At 62.6% G+C, this 17,434-nt stretch carries 19 protein-coding genes; 4 read left to right on the forward strand and 15 right to left on the reverse strand.

The genetic code is table 11. The annotated features are described in order from the left end of the window. Nucleotides 1-23: 23 nt before the first annotated feature. A complete protein-coding gene (gene fabB / locus O7A70_RS04500) occupies nucleotides 24-1,244 on the reverse strand; it encodes a beta-ketoacyl-ACP synthase I (protein ID WP_027142025.1) in 1,221 nt (406 codons plus the stop codon). Between the two features lie 49 nt (nucleotides 1,245-1,293). After that, nucleotides 1,294-1,812, reverse strand: coding sequence for a 3-hydroxyacyl-[acyl-carrier-protein] dehydratase FabA (gene fabA, locus O7A70_RS04505; RefSeq protein ID WP_027142024.1), 519 nt, complete (start codon nucleotides 1,810-1,812; stop codon nucleotides 1,294-1,296). A 242-nt stretch (nucleotides 1,813-2,054) separates the two neighbouring features. On the opposite strand from fabA, the gene irrA reads away from it, so the two are divergent. After that, a complete protein-coding gene (irrA, locus tag O7A70_RS04510; RefSeq protein WP_027142023.1) occupies nucleotides 2,055-2,486 on the forward strand; it encodes an iron response transcriptional regulator IrrA in 432 nt (143 codons plus the stop codon). A 137-nt stretch (nucleotides 2,487-2,623) separates the two neighbouring features. After that, nucleotides 2,624-3,004 carry a DUF4260 domain-containing protein gene (locus tag O7A70_RS04515; protein ID WP_337139278.1) on the forward strand — a complete coding sequence of 127 codons (381 nt, stop codon included), beginning with the start codon at nucleotides 2,624-2,626 and terminating at the stop codon, nucleotides 3,002-3,004. On the opposite strand, the gene O7A70_RS04520 is transcribed toward O7A70_RS04515, so the two are convergent. Next, a complete protein-coding gene (locus O7A70_RS04520; protein ID WP_337139280.1) occupies nucleotides 2,994-3,554 on the reverse strand; it encodes an SH3 domain-containing protein in 561 nt (186 codons plus the stop codon). The two genes, O7A70_RS04515 and O7A70_RS04520, sit on opposite strands and share 11 nt — an antisense overlap. A 148-nt stretch (nucleotides 3,555-3,702) precedes the next feature. On the opposite strand from O7A70_RS04520, the gene O7A70_RS04525 reads away from it, so the two are divergent. Further along, on the forward strand, nucleotides 3,703-4,704 hold the full coding sequence (locus O7A70_RS04525; protein ID WP_337139282.1) for a 2-hydroxyacid dehydrogenase: 1,002 nt from the start codon (nucleotides 3,703-3,705) through the stop codon (nucleotides 4,702-4,704). A gap of 27 nt (nucleotides 4,705-4,731) precedes the next feature. Here O7A70_RS04525 and O7A70_RS04530 read toward each other — a convergent pair whose 3' ends face one another. The 9 genes from O7A70_RS04530 to O7A70_RS04570 form a co-directional block, all read right to left on the reverse strand. Beyond that, entirely contained in the window at nucleotides 4,732-5,220 is a 489-nt protein-coding gene (locus tag O7A70_RS04530) for a GNAT family N-acetyltransferase (protein WP_337139284.1), read from the reverse strand. A 2-nt stretch (nucleotides 5,221-5,222) separates the two neighbouring features. Continuing rightward, the gene (locus tag O7A70_RS04535; protein WP_337139285.1) at nucleotides 5,223-5,975 is read right to left on the reverse strand and encodes a molybdopterin-synthase adenylyltransferase MoeB; all 753 of its coding nucleotides are present in this window, start codon (nucleotides 5,973-5,975) and stop codon (nucleotides 5,223-5,225) included. 31 nt (nucleotides 5,976-6,006) lie between these two features. After that, complete coding sequence (gene recF, locus O7A70_RS04540; protein ID WP_337139287.1) at nucleotides 6,007-7,146, reverse strand: DNA replication/repair protein RecF; 1,140 nt, start codon at nucleotides 7,144-7,146, stop codon at nucleotides 6,007-6,009. A 68-nt stretch (nucleotides 7,147-7,214) separates the two neighbouring features. Next, entirely contained in the window at nucleotides 7,215-8,333 is a 1,119-nt protein-coding gene (gene dnaN / locus O7A70_RS04545; protein WP_027142016.1) for a DNA polymerase III subunit beta, read from the reverse strand. Nucleotides 8,334-8,532: 199 nt separating this feature from the next. After that, nucleotides 8,533-10,077, reverse strand: coding sequence for a chromosomal replication initiator protein DnaA (gene dnaA, locus O7A70_RS04550; RefSeq protein ID WP_337139289.1), 1,545 nt, complete (start codon nucleotides 10,075-10,077; stop codon nucleotides 8,533-8,535). Nucleotides 10,078-10,931: 854 nt separating this feature from the next. Continuing rightward, complete coding sequence (gene rpsT / locus O7A70_RS04555) at nucleotides 10,932-11,198, reverse strand: 30S ribosomal protein S20 (protein WP_027026587.1); 267 nt, start codon at nucleotides 11,196-11,198, stop codon at nucleotides 10,932-10,934. Nucleotides 11,199-11,378: 180 nt separating this feature from the next. Then, nucleotides 11,379-12,152 carry an enoyl-CoA hydratase gene (locus O7A70_RS04560; protein ID WP_337139291.1) on the reverse strand — a complete coding sequence of 258 codons (774 nt, stop codon included), beginning with the start codon at nucleotides 12,150-12,152 and terminating at the stop codon, nucleotides 11,379-11,381. Between the two features lie 33 nt (nucleotides 12,153-12,185). After that, complete coding sequence (gene mutM / locus O7A70_RS04565; protein ID WP_337139292.1) at nucleotides 12,186-13,076, reverse strand: bifunctional DNA-formamidopyrimidine glycosylase/DNA-(apurinic or apyrimidinic site) lyase; 891 nt, start codon at nucleotides 13,074-13,076, stop codon at nucleotides 12,186-12,188. Further along, nucleotides 13,069-14,310 (reverse strand): phosphopentomutase, encoded by a 1,242-nt coding sequence (locus tag O7A70_RS04570; RefSeq protein ID WP_337139294.1) that lies wholly within the window; start codon nucleotides 14,308-14,310, stop codon nucleotides 13,069-13,071. Before O7A70_RS04570 ends, mutM begins: the two co-directional genes overlap by 8 nt. Nucleotides 14,311-14,624: 314 nt before the next feature. Here O7A70_RS04570 and O7A70_RS04575 point away from each other — a divergent pair, with 314 nt between their 5' ends. Next, on the forward strand, nucleotides 14,625-15,545 hold the full coding sequence (locus O7A70_RS04575; protein WP_337139676.1) for a phosphate/phosphite/phosphonate ABC transporter substrate-binding protein: 921 nt from the start codon (nucleotides 14,625-14,627) through the stop codon (nucleotides 15,543-15,545). 5 nt (nucleotides 15,546-15,550) lie between these two features. Here O7A70_RS04575 and O7A70_RS04580 read toward each other — a convergent pair whose 3' ends face one another. The 3 genes from O7A70_RS04580 to O7A70_RS04590 form a co-directional block, all read right to left on the reverse strand. Further along, complete coding sequence (locus O7A70_RS04580; RefSeq protein WP_337139296.1) at nucleotides 15,551-16,174, reverse strand: TadE/TadG family type IV pilus assembly protein; 624 nt, start codon at nucleotides 16,172-16,174, stop codon at nucleotides 15,551-15,553. A gap of 40 nt (nucleotides 16,175-16,214) precedes the next feature. After that, entirely contained in the window at nucleotides 16,215-16,796 is a 582-nt protein-coding gene (locus O7A70_RS04585; RefSeq protein ID WP_337139298.1) for a TadE/TadG family type IV pilus assembly protein, read from the reverse strand. Between the two features lie 139 nt (nucleotides 16,797-16,935). After that, the gene (locus O7A70_RS04590; RefSeq protein WP_337139300.1) at nucleotides 16,936-17,358 is read right to left on the reverse strand and encodes a pilus assembly protein N-terminal domain-containing protein; all 423 of its coding nucleotides are present in this window, start codon (nucleotides 17,356-17,358) and stop codon (nucleotides 16,936-16,938) included. Nucleotides 17,359-17,434: the final 76 nt, after the last annotated feature.

The raw sequence follows: 17,434 nt of genomic DNA on the forward strand, positions 1-17,434 counted from the left end.
ATCCTTATATAAAAAACTTGGCCTTATGCGGAATAGCGCTGGAAAACGAGCGTTGCGTTGGTGCCGCCGAAACCGAAGGAATTCGACAGAACGGTGTCGATCCCTGCGTTGTCGATGCGCTTGCGCACGATCGGCATGCCCTCGAATTCCGGATCGAGCGTCTCGATATGGGCGCTTTCGCCGATGAAGCCGCCTTGCATCATCAGGATCGAATAGATGGATTCCTGCACGCCTGCCGCGCCCAGCGAATGGCCGGTCAGCGATTTCGTCGACGTGATGAACGGCATCTTCTCGCCGAACACTTCACGGATCGCGCCCATTTCCTTGGAATCCCCGACCGGCGTCGATGTGCCGTGGGTGTTGATGTAGTCGACCGGCGTGGAAACCGTCGCCAGCGCCTGGCGCATGCAGCGGACCGCGCCTTCGCCCGAGGGCGCGACCATGTCGAAACCGTCCGAGGTTGCGCCATAACCGACGATCTCTGCGTAGATCTTGGCGCCGCGCGCCTTGGCATGTTCCAACTCTTCCAGCACCAGCACGCCGGCGCCGCCGGCAATGACGAAGCCGTCGCGATTGGCGTCATAGGCGCGCGATGCGGTCGAGGCCCTGTCGTTGAACTTCGACGACATGGCGCCCATGGCGTCGAACAGGTCCGACATCGTCCAGTCAAGATCCTCGTGGCCGCCGGCAAAGACCATGTCCTGCTTGCCCCACTGGATCAGCTCGTAACCATTGCCGATGCAATGCGCCGAGGTCGAGCAGGCCGAGGAGATCGAATAGTTGACGCCATGGATCTTGAACCACGTGGCCAGCGTCGCCGACGCGGTCGACGACATCGCCTTCGGCACCGCGAAGGGACCGATGCGCTTGGGGCTGCCGTTCTTGAGCGTGGTTTCGGCCGCCTCGACGATGGTGCGGGTGGAGGGGCCGCCCGAACCCATGACGATGCCGGTGCGCTCATTGGTGATATCGCTCTCGCCGAGACCGGCATCCGCGATCGCCTGGTCCATGGCGACGTGATTCCAGGCCGCGCCCTGGCTCAGGAAGCGCATCGCGCGGCGGTCGATCATGGCGGAAGGGTCGAGCGTCGGCGCGCCCCAGACCTGGCAGCGGAAGCCATGCTCGGCAAAGGAATCGGAAAAGCTGATGCCGGATCTGGCATCATGCAGCGAGGTCTGCACCTCGTTGGCATTGTTGCCGATCGACGACACGATGCCGAGGCCTGTGACTACGACACGTCTCATTCGCAACTCCTTCCAGGGATGCTGGCCAATGGGCGGGCCAGGGCTGCGGTCAAGCGACCGCCGACTGCTTTGACAGGCCGACCTTCAGGTCCGTCGCCGCATATATGGGCTCGCCATCCGCCTTCATCCAGCCATCAGCGATGCCGAGCACCAGCCGGCCGCGCATCACACGCTTGAAATCCACGCCATACTCGACCTTCTTGACCGATGGCGTGACCATGCCCTTGAACTTGACCTCTCCGGTCGACAGCGCCATTCCCCTGCCGGGTTCGCCAAGCCAGCCGAGATAGAAGCCGGTCAATTGCCACAGGGCGTCCAGGCCGAGACACCCAGGCATGATCGGATTGCCGATGAAATGGCAGGCAAAGAACCACAGGTCCGGCTTGATATCGAATTCGGCACGGATGAAACCCTTGTCGAAGGCGCCGCCGGTCTCGCTGACCTCGGTGATACGATCGAACATCAGCATCGGCGGGTAGGGCAGCTGGGCATTGCCCTCTCCGAACAGCTCGCCGCGGGCGCAGGCCAGCAATTCTTCGTAGTCGTAGCTGGATTTCGAACCCGCCATCAATTTCATCCCCATATCGTCCGGGCGGTAGCGCGCCCTTGTCGTTGGTGTCCTAACACAATCTGTTTCAGGCCGGAAACCGGCGTTTGCGCTTAACCCGCCAGTCCGCCCGGGTCAATGCGCGCTATTGATCGCATTCGGGCGACAGAATATATGTCAACAGGGGTCCGGTTTCGGCAGACATTCATCTTTTTGCCATTCTGGGCATGTCTTGAAGCGGGACTGCGAGTTTGGACGACCAGATGGACCGGGGCTGCCGGAAGGAAAATGTCGCTGTGGACAAGCGGGTACGTGAAGCCGGCCTGAGGCCGACGCGTCAGCGCATTGCGCTGGCCGACCTGCTTTTCGCCAAGGGCGACCGCCATCTGTCGGCTGAGGAACTGCACGAGGAGGCGCAGGCCGCCGGCGTGCCGGTGTCGCTGGCCACCGTCTACAACGCGCTTCACCAGTTTACCCAGGCGGGGCTGCTACGCATCCTCGCCGTCGAGGGTTCCAAGACCTACTTCGACACCAATACCTCCGACCACCACCATTTCTATATCGAAGGCGAAAACAGGATATTCGACATCGCCAACGGCCCGGTCACGGTCACCAACCTGCCGGACCCGCCCGAAGGCATGGAAATCGCCAATGTCGATATCGTGGTGAGGCTGCGTCCCAAGCGTCCGGAATGACCGGCGAGGCCGGAATAATTGGCCAGGGCCAGGACAATCAGCCAGGCCGGAATAATCCGTCAGGCTCGAATAGTCGGTCCGGTCCGAATAATCGGTCTGGCCCGAATAATCGGTCTGGCCCGAATAATCGGTCTGGGATGAAGCCCCTCGATTGGGTAGTCCGGCTCGAATGGGCTGTCACGGCGGTTGCCGCAATCGTCTTCTATGGCGCGACAGGTGTCTCCTGGTGGCTCTTCGCGTTGCTCATCCTGGCGCCGGACCTCTCGATGCTGGGTTATCTCGGTGGCCCGCGCATCGGCGCCATCGCCTACAACGCCTTGCACACCCTGATCGTACCGGTGCTTCTGCTGCTTGCCGGGCATCTCGCAGGCAGTGCGGTCGGCAGCGCCATCGCACTGATCTGGATCGCCCATATCGCGATCGACCGTGCACTGGGCTACGGCTTGAAGCTGTCGACAGGATTTCAGGACACCCATCTTGGCCCCATCGGGCGCAAACGCGAGACGTTCAGTCCTTGACCCGCTCGCCCGGATAAGCACCCCAGACGACCGACTGGGCAAGCCAGCCGGTGTGGCCGTCGAGCGTCATTTCGCACCACTGGCCGTCGCAGGACTTGATCATGCCCATCACGCCGGGTTCGACGATCGCCACCACCCTGGCATCCTTGTCGGGACCTTTCAGAAGATTGATCTGGCCGCCCTTGCCGCGCTGCCAGGGCGCGATGATCGCTGTGCGCCGGCCCGAAAGCAGCGACTGGTTGATCCATCCTTCCGAGCCGTCGGCGTCGCGCACCCGCCGCCACGTATCGAACTCCTGGATGATCTCCATCGGCAGGCCAGCCTTCATATACATCCAGTCGACGGAATAGTTGGCGCCGGGGCCGACGCGCGAGTTGACGCGGCCGGATTTCAGGCTGACGAATCGCGGCAGCGGCAGCCCGCTCGGTCCGAGCGTGATGGCGCTCTGGGCTGGGGCGGCCGCGCTCTGCGCGCCGGCAAGCGGAGAATAGAGGAGAGCGCCGAGAAATGCTGTGCTGAGGGCCAGGCGAAGCGACGCGAAACCAGACACTTTCGTTCCTTTCGGCGCCGGCCCGACGGCTGCGGCACCCCTTTTTCTTTGTCTTCGGCGGCACCGCTTGTTACATGGGTAAATCGGCTACCGCGACCAGCTTTCAGTTTCGCCGGTCTTGGTTAAAGAGGTCTCAACGAGGGAAACAATGCCAGGCAAAAAGAAGCCTCTCGTGGTCATCACGCGAAAGCTGCCCGACCCGGTCGAGACCCGCATGCGCGAACTGTTCGACGCAAGGCTGAATGTCGAGGACAGGCCGATGACGCAGCCGGAACTGGTCGCTGCGGTCAAGGAAGCCGACGTGCTGGTACCGACCGTGACCGACCAGATCGATGCCGCGCTGATCGCCCAGGCCGGCGACAACCTCAAGCTGATCGCCAATTTCGGCAATGGCGTCGACAAGATCGACGTGACGGCGGCGGCCAAGAGAGGCATCACCGTCACCAACACGCCCAATGTGCTCACCGAAGATACCGCCGACATGACCATGGCGCTGATGCTGGCCGTACCGCGCCGGCTGGCGGAAGGCGCCAGCGTGCTTACCGGCGACAAGAAATGGGCCGGCTGGTCGCCGACCTGGATGCTTGGCCGGCGCATCTGGGGGAAACGGCTCGGCATTGTCGGCATGGGCCGCATCGGCACCGCCGTTGCCAAACGGGCCAAGGCTTTCGGCTTGTCCATCCACTATCACAACCGGCATCGCGTGCTGCCGGCGGTCGAAGATGGACTGGAGGCGACCTATTGGGAGAGTCTCGACCAGATGCTCGCCCGCATGGACATCATCTCGGTCAACTGTCCGTCGACGCCGGCGACCTTCCATCTTCTGTCGGCACGGCGGCTGGCGTTGCTGCAGCCCACCGCCTACATCGTCAACACCGCCCGCGGCGACATCATCGACGAAGAAGCGCTGGTCAAGCTGATCCAGGATGGCAAGATCGCCGGCGCCGGCCTCGACGTTTACGAGCACGAGCCGGCCCTGAACGGCAAGCTCTTGAAGCTCGCCGCCAGGAACAAGGTCGTGCTTCTGCCGCATATGGGCTCGGCCACGCTCGAGGGCCGTATCGACATGGGCGAGAAGGTCATCATCAATATCCGCGCCTTCGTCGATGGCCATCGCCCGCCGGACCGCGTGCTGCCGCTCAGAACCTGAAAACCGTCCAGGCGTAGGCTCGCCGTTTTATGAGATCGTTTTGCGCATGGTGATGGACGTCGACCTGTCATAGCCGTCATGCGCCGTCCGTTCGGTCTCGCGAAAGCCGAGCCGGGCAAAGGCGGCATGATTTGCGGTGAGCTCGATCCTCGTCTCGAGCTCGATGGCGGACTTGCCGCGGCTGCGGGCCAGGTCCTCGACCGCTTGCATCAGCCGCCGGCCAATGCCTTGCCCCTGGCGGTCCGGGGCGACGGCGAGCTTGCCGATATAAAGACCGTCAGCCCTTTCAAGAGCAAAAACGCAGCCCACGATTCTGTCGTCGCCGTCGAGTGCCAGAAAGCCCGTCTCCCACAGGGCCTTGGCGCGTAGCGCATCGACTGTGAGCAGGTGAGCCGACGACGGCGGGTCGATGATGCCTTCCATGAAGGCGAAGGCACGCATGATGAGGGCAAGCACATCACCCCAGCGGCAGAAATCGGCCGGGATCTGCGTGATCGAAATACGGGATTGTTCCAAGATCAGCGTCTCTTGTAGCGGATCGTCTCGAAGCGCGCGGCCAGCGCATCATAGAGCAGCAGCCTGCCGATCAGCGGCTCGCCTATGCCGGTCACCAGCTTGATCGCCTCCATCGCCTGCAGCGTGCCGATGACCCCGGTCAGTGCGCCGAGCACCCCGGCCTCCGCACAGGACGGCATCAGGCCCGGCGGCGGGGCTTCGGGAAACAGATCCCGATAGCTCGGGTTTGGCTTGCCGTCGCTGCCGTTTTCGAAAGGCTTCAGCACGGTCACCGAGCCGTCGAAACGTCCGACGGCCGCATGCACAAGCGGCTTCCCTTCGGCCGCGCAGGCATCGGCCACCACATAACGCGTCTCGAAATTATCGGACCCATCGACGACGATATCGTACTTGGCGACGAGGGCAGGGGCGTTCTCCGCGGTCAGCCGGAACGTGTGCGTTTCGACTGATATGTTGGGATTGATACGGGCGATCGCCGCCTCGGCGCTCTGGGTTTTCAGCATGCCGATCGTATCGGTGCCATGGATGACCTGGCGTTGCAGGTTGGAGAGCGAAACTGTGTCGTCGTCGATCACGCCGAGCGTGCCGACGCCGGCCGCGGCGAGATATTCAAGCACCGGCGCACCGAGCCCGCCGGCGCCGATCACCAGGACCCGCGCCTGCTTGAGCTTCTGCTGGCCCGCGCCGCCGACCTCCGGCAGCACGATGTGGCGGGCATAACGTTCGATCTCGTCGGCGGTGAGCGCAGTGGTCATATCAGGACCATATAGCGGCCGAAAAACCTTGTCAGGGGTCTTCGGTTGGCCCAACCGTGCCATGGTCGACCGTCAGGAACTGCGCGCGGCCATGCAGGCTGGAAAACAGCGCCGCATCGGTTCCCGTCATGAAAGCCTGGCAGTTCAGTTCCTCCAGGATCGAGAACAGTGCCGCGCGCCGTCCGGCATCGAGGTGCGCCGCGATCTCGTCGAGCAAAAGGATCGGCGTCAGGCCGGACATTTCGCCGGTCAGCCGGGCATGCGACAGCACGACACCGACCAGCAGTGCCTTCTGTTCGCCGGTCGAGCAAAGTTCGGCCGGCATGGCCTTGGGCCGGTGCCGGACCACGAGGTCCGAGCGGTGCGGGCCTTCGAGGGTGCGTCCGGCGGCACGGTCACGGTCTCGGCCATCGGCAAGCGCCCGCCGGAACCGCTCCTCGACATCGACCGCCGGTGCATTGGCAATCTCGGCCTCCAGGTCACCCGAAAGGCCGATATCAGCCTGCGGAAACGGCCCCGTGTCGGGCAGCCTGCCGATCATGGCGGCCAGCAGCCGCACCATTTCGGCGCGCGCCGCGGCGATCGCCACGCCGGTCTCCGCCATCTGCGTCTCTATCGCCTCGAACCAGCCGGCATCGCGTGAGCCTTCCGTCAGCAAACGGTTACGGCCCCGCATCGCCTTCTCGTAGTCGAGCGCACGCTGGCCGTGTCCGGGATCGATCGCCAGCACCAGTCGGTCGAGAAAGCGCCGGCGATCCGCGGCCGGTCCGGTGAACAACGAATCCATCGCCGGCGTCAGCCACACGACCCGCAGCCACTCCAGCATGTCCTCGGCCCGGGCGGCGGCTCCGTTTATACGCACCCGCCTGCCGCTCTCCGCCGTGTCGCCTCCGGAAATGCCGGTGCCGATCTCGATCTCGCCGTCAGGTCCATCGAGCCGGGCATGCAGGGCAAAGCCGCCATCGCCACCCTCACGGGCCACATCTCCGTAAGGCGCGCGGCGCAAGCCGCGCCCCGGGGTCAAAAAGGAGATCGCTTCGAGGAGATTGGTCTTGCCGGCACCATTGTCGCCGGAAAAGACCACGGCGCCCGGAGCAAAATCTATCGCCAGGCTTGCGTAGTTGCGAAAATTGGTAAGCGTAAGCTTACTTATGTGGGTTTGTGCCGGCAACCGCTATCCGCCTGTGGAAGTCACCGCAACCAATGTCCGCCGCCGGCCGTATCGTCAGGCGACGCCGGCTATACCCGCATCGGCATCAGCACGTAAAGCGCGGTCTCGTCGGCCATGTCGTGGATCAGCGTTGGCGAACCGGCATCGGCCAGCATGAATTTGGCTTCCGTGCCGGTCAGCTGCGCGGCGACATCGAGCAGATATTTCGCATTGAAACCGATTTCGATCGGGTCGGACGAATAGTCTGCAGCCAGTTCTTCCGTGGCGCTGCCTGAATCCGGATTGTTGACGGCAAGCGTCACCTGGCCTTCGCTGATCGAGAGCTTCACCGCGCGGCCGCGTTCGGAAGAGATGGTCGAGACGCGGTCGACCGCGGCAGCGAAGCTCTGGCGGTCGAGGATCAGCTTCTTGTCGTTGCCGGTCGGAATGACCCGCTGATAGTCCGGGAAGGTGCCGTCGATCAGCTTCGAGGTCAGGACGACGCTGCCGATGGTGAAGCGGATCTTGGTGTCGGACAGTTCGGTGGTCACGGCGACATCCGGATCGTCGACCAGCTTCTGCAACTCACTCACCGTCTTGCGCGGAATGATGATGCCCGGCATGCCCTCCGAACCCGCCGGCGCGTCGATCTCGGCGCGCGCCAGGCGGTGGCCGTCGGTTGCCACCGAGCGCAGCTTCAGCTTGCCACCGACTTCATGCGTGTGCAGGTAGATACCATTGAGATAGTAGCGCGTCTCCTCGGTGGAGATGGCGAACTGCGTCTTCTCGATCAGGCCCTTCAACGCCACCGCATCGAGACGGAAAATATGCGAGAAGGATCCCGCCGAAAGCTCGGGGAAGTCGGATTGCGGCAGGCACTGCAGGCGGAAGCTGGAGCGGCCCGACGTAACCGTCATGGCGTTGCCGTCCTCATCCGTCTTCAGCATCACCTCGGCGCCGTCTGAAAGCTTGCGCACGATGTCATAGAGCAAGTGCGCCGGGACGGTCGTCGCGCCGCCGCGCTCGACCTTGGCGGGCGTCGCTTCCGTCACCTCCAGGTCGAGATCGGTGGCCTTCATTTCGAGGCTGGCGCCTTCGGCGCTGAGCAGCACGTTGGACAGGATCGGTATGGTGTTGCGCCGTTCGACCACGCGGTGGACGTGGTTGAGCGACTTCAGGAGATTTGACCGTTCCAGGATAACACGCATGACGAAACAGGCTCGCTTGAATGAATGAACGGGTCTCCGGCTACCGGCGCCCCGCAAAAGGTCTGAACAGGCTTCAGAATCTACGCAAACTGACAGGAAAAAACCAGTGAGCGCAAGCCCGCGCCACCGGTTCGGGCCGGTTACGCGGGCTTTCTGGGGATAAAGCTGGCCAACCCTGCAAGCGGGCCGTTCTGGCCGGTCAGGCCTGGTCGTTGATCAGCCTTCTCAGCAATTCCAGTTCCTGCGCCAGCGTGTTGTCATTGCCGGACAGGTCCTCGATCTTGCGCACGGCGTGCAGCACCGTCGTGTGGTCGCGGCCGCCGAAACGCCGCCCGATCTCCGGCAGCGAGCGCGGCGTCATCACCTTCGACAGGTACATGGCGACCTGCCGCGGCTTGACGATGGTGCGCGTGCGCCGGTTGGACAGCAATTCCGTCTTCGAGACGTTGTAGTGGCGCGCGACGATGCGCTGGATGTCCTCGATGCGGACCCTCTTCGGCTCGCCTGTGCGATAGATATGGCCGAGGATCTCGTCGATGCGGTCGATGGTGATCTGCGGCTCGAACGACTGGCGAAACAAGAGCTGGTTGAAGGCGCCTTCCAGTTCACGTCCGCTGCCGGTCACGGTGCGGGCAACGTGGTTGAGGATCTCTTCGGAAATGTCGAGCGATGCATCGTCGATCCTGGCTGTGGCCAGGCGCAATTTGAGCATGCCGAGTCGCATGGCGAAATCGGGTGCCGACATTTCGAGCGCGACGCCGCCATTGAGGCGCGAACGGACCCGCGGCTCGAGCGATTCCAACTCCGACGGTGGCCGGTCGGCCGCGACGACGACCTGCTTGGCGCTGTCGAGCAGCATGTTGATCAGATGGCAGAATTCATGCTGGATCGACTTGCCCTGCAGGAACTGCATGTCGTCGATGATCAGGAGGTCGATGTCGCGCAGCTGCTCCTTGAGCGTCAATGCGTTGTTGTCGCGGATCGCCGTGGCGAAGCGCCACATGAAATACTCGGCGGTGAGATAGACGACGCGCGACTTCGGGTTCTGCTTCAGCGATTCCGCGGCGATGGCTTGCAAGAGGTGCGTCTTGCCGAGCCCGACGGTGGCATGCAGGAAAAGCGGATTGAAGCGCACCGCGCTCGACTGAGATTCCGCCACGGCCTTGGCGGCGGCGAAGGCGACGCGGTTCGAGGGCCCTTCGATGAAGGAGCCGAACGTGTAACGTGGATCAAGCGGTGATCCCAGCACATTGTGGCGGAACTCGCTCTCGACCGGCACGCCCGGACGCGGCACGGGAGACCGCTCCACCCTGCCTGGGCTGACCGTGCCGGCGGCCAGCGCCGTCTGCGTCTGCCGCGTCATCTTGCGCGCCGGCGCCAATTCCGGTTCGGGCTGGCTGCGCCCCTGACGGGTCGCGGTGCGCACGACGATCTCGATCTTGAGAAGCTCGGGATCCTCGTGCTTCCACAGCTCGGAAATGAGATCGTGATAGTGGCCGTTGATCCACGAGCGCAGGAACGCGGTGGGCACAGAGATGCGGACAATGCCCTTGGAAGCTTCCGCGACTTTCATGCGGCCGAACCAGCTGGAATAGACTTCGGTTCCCAAGCGCGCCTTCAACTGGGCCTTGACCCGGTCGAACTTCTGTTCCGCGTCGCTGGAGACCGCCATCTCGTTTGCTCCGATCAAAGTTCCAGGAAATGGGAGGTCGCCCGTAAGCTCCCTTTCGATGCCGCTCTGCATGATCGAGTTCCTTGCCTTTCTGTACCTGTTTTTCGCTGGGGATGCGCCTCCTGCATCCTTTTTCCAGCGACCGTGTCTTCGCTACGATGCCCGTTGCCGCCGCCGGCAATGAACGTCGCCCACCATCCAAGGGAACCGGTGCCGGCTCATGGAAGCCAGCCCGCGTTGGGTATGTCAGGGCAATACAACACCGTCCGGCGAAAGAGCGCCGGCGCGCCGTCCTACCTGCCATGTCTAGTTACGCCAGTCCCCTACCGTATCGAAAAAGAGCAAACCATCCCCGTCCGCGGACTTGATCCGCGTCGCAAATCCCGCCAATTTAAGCTGGCCGCGTCAGACTGGTTAAGGGCCAGAGGCCCGTCTCTTTCGATAGATCGACATTACCGAAATCGCTGTGGATAGGGCAAGGCCACGTCTAACGGATTTTTAAGGAATCTGGTTACCTCGGGCGGGTTGGAGCGCCATGCCGCAGTGCTGTATTTTGACAAAGCCATTGTGATTCAAACCCTTTTCCGACGAATATGAAAAAGCCGGACCGGCGCGAAATTTTCTGAAATAATTCACTTGACAGCCAGTTGTCCTCCCGTCCCTTCGGCGCGTTGTGGACAAGCTGTGGATGACCGTCGCTAACTATTGGAAAAGTATCAGTTATTTCTGATGGACATGGTTTTTTAAGTCGACGCTTTTCAAGCGTTCCGATCATCAGTGGGCATGAATGTGCCGGCAAACCATTTCAAACTGTGGACTCTGCATTTGCAGTTGTTTCCGGCTATTCTTTTTAAGTACTTGCCGGCAAACGAAAAAACCCGGCGCGATCGGCCGGGTTCGAAGAAGATCGTCCTGAGAAGGCGATGTCAGGCCGACAGCACCTTGAGGCGCTGGGCGAGGCGCGACACCTTGCGGGATGCCGTGTTCTTGTGGATCACGCCCTTGGTCGCGGCGCGCATCAATTCCGGCTCGGCAGCCTTGAAGGCGGCCTGTGCGGCGGCCTTGTCGCCCGAGGCGAGTGCCTCCTCGACCTGGCGGACGTAGGTGCGGACGCGCGAGCGGCGGTTCTTATTGATCGCCGCGCGGCGGGCGATCTTGCGCGTTGCCTTTTTGGCCGAGGATGTGTTGGCCATGATGCCTCTCTTCTGATCTGGTCGGCGCACGCGGCGTGCCGCAGGGCGCAAAAAACAAACGGGCAGCCACGGGGCCGCCTCGGTTGGTGCGGCTTATAGTTCAGCTTTTCCGGCGCGTCAACGCCGCCTGGCGTTCTTTTTGGCCAATGCCACGGGTTTCGGTCGCCGGCCTGCGACGCCCTACCGGTTGGTGAAATTGGGCTTCCGTTTTTCGGTGAACGCCGCCATGCCTTCCTTCTGGTCTTCGAGCGCGAAAAGCGAATGGAACAGGCGGCGTTCGAAGCGCAATCCCTCGGCAAGCGTCGTCTCATAGGCCCGGTTGACGGCTTCCTTGGCCATCATCACCGACGGCAGCGAGAAATCGGCTATTTTGGCCGCCGCCTTGACGGCCTCCTCGACCAGCTCGCCGGCCGGAACGACCCGCGACACAAGGCCCGAACGTTCGGCCTCGGCGGCATCCATCATCCGCCCGGTCAGGCACATGTCCATCGCTTTCGATTTACCGACGAACCGGGTCAGGCGTTGCGACCCGCCCATGCCGGGAATGACACCGAGCGTGATCTCCGGCTGGCCGAATTTCGCCGTGTCGGCGGCAATGATGAAATCGCACATCATCGCCAGTTCGCACCCGCCACCGAGCGCATAGCCGGCCACCGCCGCGATGATCGGCTTTCGCGCCCGCGTGAACTCTTCCCAGCCGACGAAGAAGTCCTGGCTGTAGGCATCCGCATAGGAGATTGCCTGCATTTCCTTGATGTCGGCACCCGCGGCAAAGGCCTTGTCGGAGCCGGTAACAACCATGGCGCCGATGCCGGGATCGGCGCAGAAAACGTTCACGGCTGCGACGAGTTCGGCGAGGATCTGGGAATTCAACGCGTTGAGCGCCTTTGGCCGGTTCAGCGTGATCAGTCCGACCTTACCGCGCCTCTCGGTGATGATCGTCTCATAGGCCATTGGCTGTTCCTCCTTGCTCGACACCGGTCTAGCTCACGTCTGACAGGTCCGGCAATAGAAGGTCGAGCGTCCGCTCTGCACGATACGTTCGACATGGCCGCCGCAGCCAGGCTTGGGGCAAGGCTCACCCTCGCGGTCGTAGACGGCGAAGGAATGCTGGAAATAACCCAGCGATCCATCGGTGTGCATATAGTCGCGCAGTGAAGACCCGCCGGCCGCGATGGCATCTGATATGACCGAGCGGATCGCCTCGGCGAGGCGTTCGCTTTGTTCCCTGGCCTTCTTGCCTGGCCTTGCGATGGTGCCCGCCTCACGTAGCGGTGACAGGCCGGCGCGCCAGAGCGCCTCCGAGACATATATATTGCCTAAGCCGGCGATCAGCCTTTGGTCGAGAAGTGCTGTCTTGAGCGGCGATCTGCGGCCTTTCAGCAACGAGGCAAGCAGAACGCCGTCCAGCGCATTGCCGGTCGGTTCGACGCCCAGTCCGGCGAGCATCGGATGCGTCTCCGGCGGCTCTTGCGCAAACAGCATGAAACCGAAGCGGCGCGGATCGTTGAAGATCACACGTGACCGCCCGCCGGCCGCGGAAACGACATGGAACACGACATGATCGTGCGCCGCGCTCTTCGAGCGCTCATGGTGGAACACGCCAGGTGTCTCGCCGGCGTCGCCGGTCTCGATGCGAAAGGAGCCGGACATGCCGAGATGGCAGATCAGCACCGGACCGCCCAGCATATGCATGGTCAGATATTTGGCCCGCCGCCCAAGCGCCGTGATCGTCCTGCCGGTCAGCCGCTCCGAAAACCGTTCGGGGAAGGGGAACCGCAGGTCGGGCCGTCTCATCTCGACCTCGGCCAGTTGGGCACCTTCCAGGACCGGCTGCAGACCGCGCCGGACCGTTTCGACTTCGGGTAGTTCAGGCATGGCCGCCAATCGAGGCATAAAAGGAAATGCCGTTGCGGCCGCGCGTCAGCGCGAGATGTTCGGCAACGGTCTCGCCGATATCGGCAAATGTCGCCCTAAGCCCTATGTCGCCGCCTTTGAGGCCGGGTCCAGTGCCGATGACCGGAATGCGCTCACGCGTATGATCGGTGCCGTGCCAGGTCGGATCGTTGCCGTGATCGGCGGTCAGGATGAGAAGGTCGCCCTGCTTCAGCTTCGCGAATGCCTCCGGCAGTCTCCGGTCGAAGGCCTCGAGTGCGGCGGCATAACCGGCGACGTCGCGGCGATGGCCGAATTCGGTATCGAAATCGACGAAATTGGCGAAGACGAGGTCGCCGTCGGTGGCCTCGTCCATCGCGACCAGCGCCTGGTCGAACATGGCCATGTTGCCCGCGGCCTTGCGGACTTGCGAGATCCCGCGATGGGCGAAGATGTCGCCGATCTTGCCGACGGCGATGACGCGGCTGCCGCGCGCCGTCAGCCGGTCGAGCAATGTCGGCTCGGGTGGCGGCACGGCGTAGTCGTGGCGATTGTAGGTTCGCTCGAACGTGGCTGATGTCTCGCCGACGAAGGGGCGCGCGATCACCCGTCCGATCCTCAGCGGGTCGACCAGCCGGCGCGCCACCTGACACAATTCATAGAGCCGCTCGAGGCCGAAATGGACCTCATGCGCGGCGATCTGCAGGACGGAATCGACCGACGTGTAGCAAATCGGCTTGCCGGTGCGGATATGTTCCTCGCCGAACCGCTCGATGATCTCGGTACCTGGCGCATGGCAATTGCCGAGAATGCCGGGCACCTTGCCCTCGCGGATGATCGCCTCGGTCAGGTCGGCCGGGAAGGCGGGAACCGTGTCGGGGAAATAACCCCAGTCGAAGCGCACCGGCAGGCCTGCGATCTCCCAATGGCCGGAAGGCGTGTCCTTGCCGCTCGAAATCTCTTGCGCCGCGCCATGGAAGGCATTGGCGAGCAGGTCCGTCCCGAAATGCGTAAACCCCAGTCCTGTCGCGGTCTCGGCCGCCTTGCCAAGTCCCAGCGATGCCATATTGGGGACGAACAGCGGTCCCTGACGAAGCCCTTCGCGATCCGCGCGCCCTTCGGCGCAGGCTTCGGCGATGTGCGCCAGCGTGTTGGCGCCGGCATCGCCATAGTTTTCAGCGTCGGCCGCGCCGCCGATGCCGAAGGAATCCAGGACGAAGAGGAAAGCACGCGCCATCGGGTCATTTGTTGCCAGTGTGGACACCCAGACATAGGGTTCCGCGGCGGCCTTGGCAATTCGGAAACCAAACGGCAACGGCTTGGCGCGATAGTCAAGTCCATGTCGCCCAAAAGTGCGCAGCGGTTTTGGGATGACGACATGGATAAGCTAGGAATCCATGTCGCCCAAAGTACGCAGCGGTTTTGGGGATAACGACATGGACAAGCTAGGGATCCATGTCGCCCCAATGTGCCTGGCGGTCTTGGCAACGAGACACAACGATCAGGTGTTGTGACGAGGGATCCATGGACGGAACAAGAGGCGGGACGGTCCTGTCGGCTGCGCTCAAGGCATGGACCGCCTTCATGGCTGTGAACGCGTTCTGGTGTGAACCGGCGTGGGCAGACTGGCGCGATGATATAGGCACATTTCGCATCGGCATCGTCGCCGAGCCCGGCGCCGGCAACACCGTTCCGGGGCTGACGGTGTTGACGCAAGCCTTTACCAATGCGCTCGGCATGAAGGTCGAGTTCGTCGTTGCCCGCGATTATGCGGCACTGATCGAGGGACAGGCCAATGCACGGATCGAATACGCCATCTATTCGGCGACCGCCTACGCCACGGCGCGGCAACGCTGCGGATGCATCGAGCCGCTCGTGGCTCCGGTCGATTCCGACGGTGTGGCCGGCATCCGCTCGGTACTGCTGACCAGGGATGGCAAACTGCGCGGCTTGGCCGATATGGAGACCCACCGGGTCGCCATGCCGCCGCCGGATAGCGTCGGCGGTTCTCTTTTGCCCTTGGCGGGGTTGGCTGCCGAACAGGTCGAGATCGCCGAAGATGCACGGTTTCTTGTCCATGCCCCCTCGGCGTCGGCGGCCGAAACCATGCTCGTCGACGGCGAGGCCGACGCCATGTTCGGCTGGGTGAAGGCAGCGGCCGACGGCCAGCCGCGGCTGTCAGGGGGCACGCAGGCAAGGCTCGAGGCATCAGGGCTTTCGGCGTCAGCCCTTCGGGTTGTGTGGACGTCGGGTCTGCTGAGATACGGTCCCCATGCGGTGCGCAGCGATCTCGATCCGGAAGCCAAGCGTCGGCTGACCGTGTTCCTCACCAACCTCAAATCGACGACGCCGGATGTCTACGATCTTCTGGAATCGAAGCATGCCGGCGGCTTCATGCCCGTGGTTTCAAAAGATTATGCCACGGCGGAGGCCTTTGTGCGCCTGGTGTCGGTCGATGGTGGGCGGCGATAAGTCCTTCAGCAGTCGCCGCAAGGGATCGTAACGCTCCTGCGGGGGCGCAGATAATAGGTTTCGCCCATCGGAATCTTCGTGGTGAGAGACGGGGTCAATCCAAGCTTCTGCTGGCTGTCCGTCGTCCAGCCGATGATCGGCAAATAGCCCAGATTGCTTTCCACGCGGACGAGGAACGTGCCAGGGACCTTGAGGGTTGCCGGAACCGTGGTCGCGGTGCCGGCGGTGGCTCCGACGCCGTTCACACCGTTGACCACCTTGCGCGACCACACCACCAGCACCTTCGGGGTGGCATCGGTGGTGACCTGTATGGCCGTGATGGTGATGTCCGGCGTCGAGCGGTTGTAGGGTTGAAGGGTTACGCTGCCGATCTTCATGATGGCATCGAGCTCCGCCTTGACGATGCTCGGCTGTTGCGTCACGAGATCGGCGACCATGCTGCCGACACGGCTGACCTTCTTGCTTGTCTCTATGGCCTGCGAAGCCTCCAAGGTCATGAAATACATGACCAGCAGGATAGGCGCGATAAGCGCGAACTCGACCGCCGCGACGCCGCGGCGATTGGACCAGAACCGGACCGATTTGCCCCAGAGCCCTGCAATTCCCAGATGTGCCCCCGCACGCATCATACTCGTTGCCTTTTTTCTTGTTGGTGCTTGCGTGATAGTCTCAATTGTCGAACGGCTCGTTCTGCCAGGTCACTGAAGCGAAATGCAGGGTTTTGTTACCCCCCATCGACTGCGCCATCAGGTCGGTCATGATCGGCCATTTGTAAAAGACCCGCAGCATGTTCTTTGATTCCGCCGCACCCGCCGTGACGGCAAAGGGCACATCGGCGCCGCTGTTCGTCAGCTTGATGTCACCGCCCTGAATCCTGAAGCCGGCCAAAGCCGCGTCGGAGAACGCCGTGTACTGGCGAAGATCGACGCTCAACTGATTGGGACAATCCTGGGAAACGATGATTTCCAGCTTGTCGCAGATCATGTTCTTCAAACTATCTCCGGCGATGTCGGCGGCCCTCAACTGGCCGGTGCGCAGCCGGCGTGCGACATCGTCCGTGATGTTGGCCATCACCTCCTGGCTGGCAAACGAGATGCAGCTTTCGAGGATGGCGAACACCAGGAGTGCGAACGGCATTGCAAGCAGCGCGAACTCCAGCGCCGTGCTGCCGCGCCGGTCGCGCACGAAGCGCCTGAAAGATCTGGTGCGCTCCATCTTGTGCTGACCTGTCGAGCTGAATTCCATGCTCATGCGATGTTCCTGCCATCCCTGGACGGTGCTGACAGGTCTACTAGCGCAAACCGATTGAGGTCCGGTTTGAATGATCGTTAAAGTCGGCGCGGGCGTTTTAACCAGGCGGTAACCTGGGCCATGGCGCACTCCGTGCAGCCTATTTGCTGAGGTTCATCTCGGCTTCGGACGATTTCTCCGCCTCGCTCTTGTACGAGCTTTCGCAATAGGGTGTGCACGACATGGTCTGGACATCCGCGCGCCGGTAAATGCGAACCGACGAGGCTGCCTGGCGGACCACGGTAACCTGTGCGTCGACGATCGGGCTGCCGTCCGGGTCGAGAACGACGAGATTGGTGACACCGAAACCCTTGCCGGTGAGCACGATCGTCGAGGCATCCTGGACGGAAGCGTCGGCGATTGCCGGGTTACCCACGACGATCGTATCGGCGGGGCGCGACAGTTTCACGATCTTAGCCTGATTCATGGTGACCTCGATGTCGGCGCCAGCCCTGGCGGTCGTAATCAAGCTGGCGGCGACAAGAAGCGCGGCAATCAGGATTGAGGATTTCGGCACGGCCATCAAGGCGCTCCACGCAAGCGGACTGTTCAACGGAACATGAACGAGATTGGTGAACCAACGGTTAAGTCGGCTTGCC

It is taken from the genome of Mesorhizobium sp. Cs1299R1N1 (genome assembly GCF_037179655.1).
GTDB classification, from domain to species: Bacteria; Pseudomonadota; Alphaproteobacteria; order Rhizobiales; family Rhizobiaceae; genus Mesorhizobium; species Mesorhizobium salmacidum.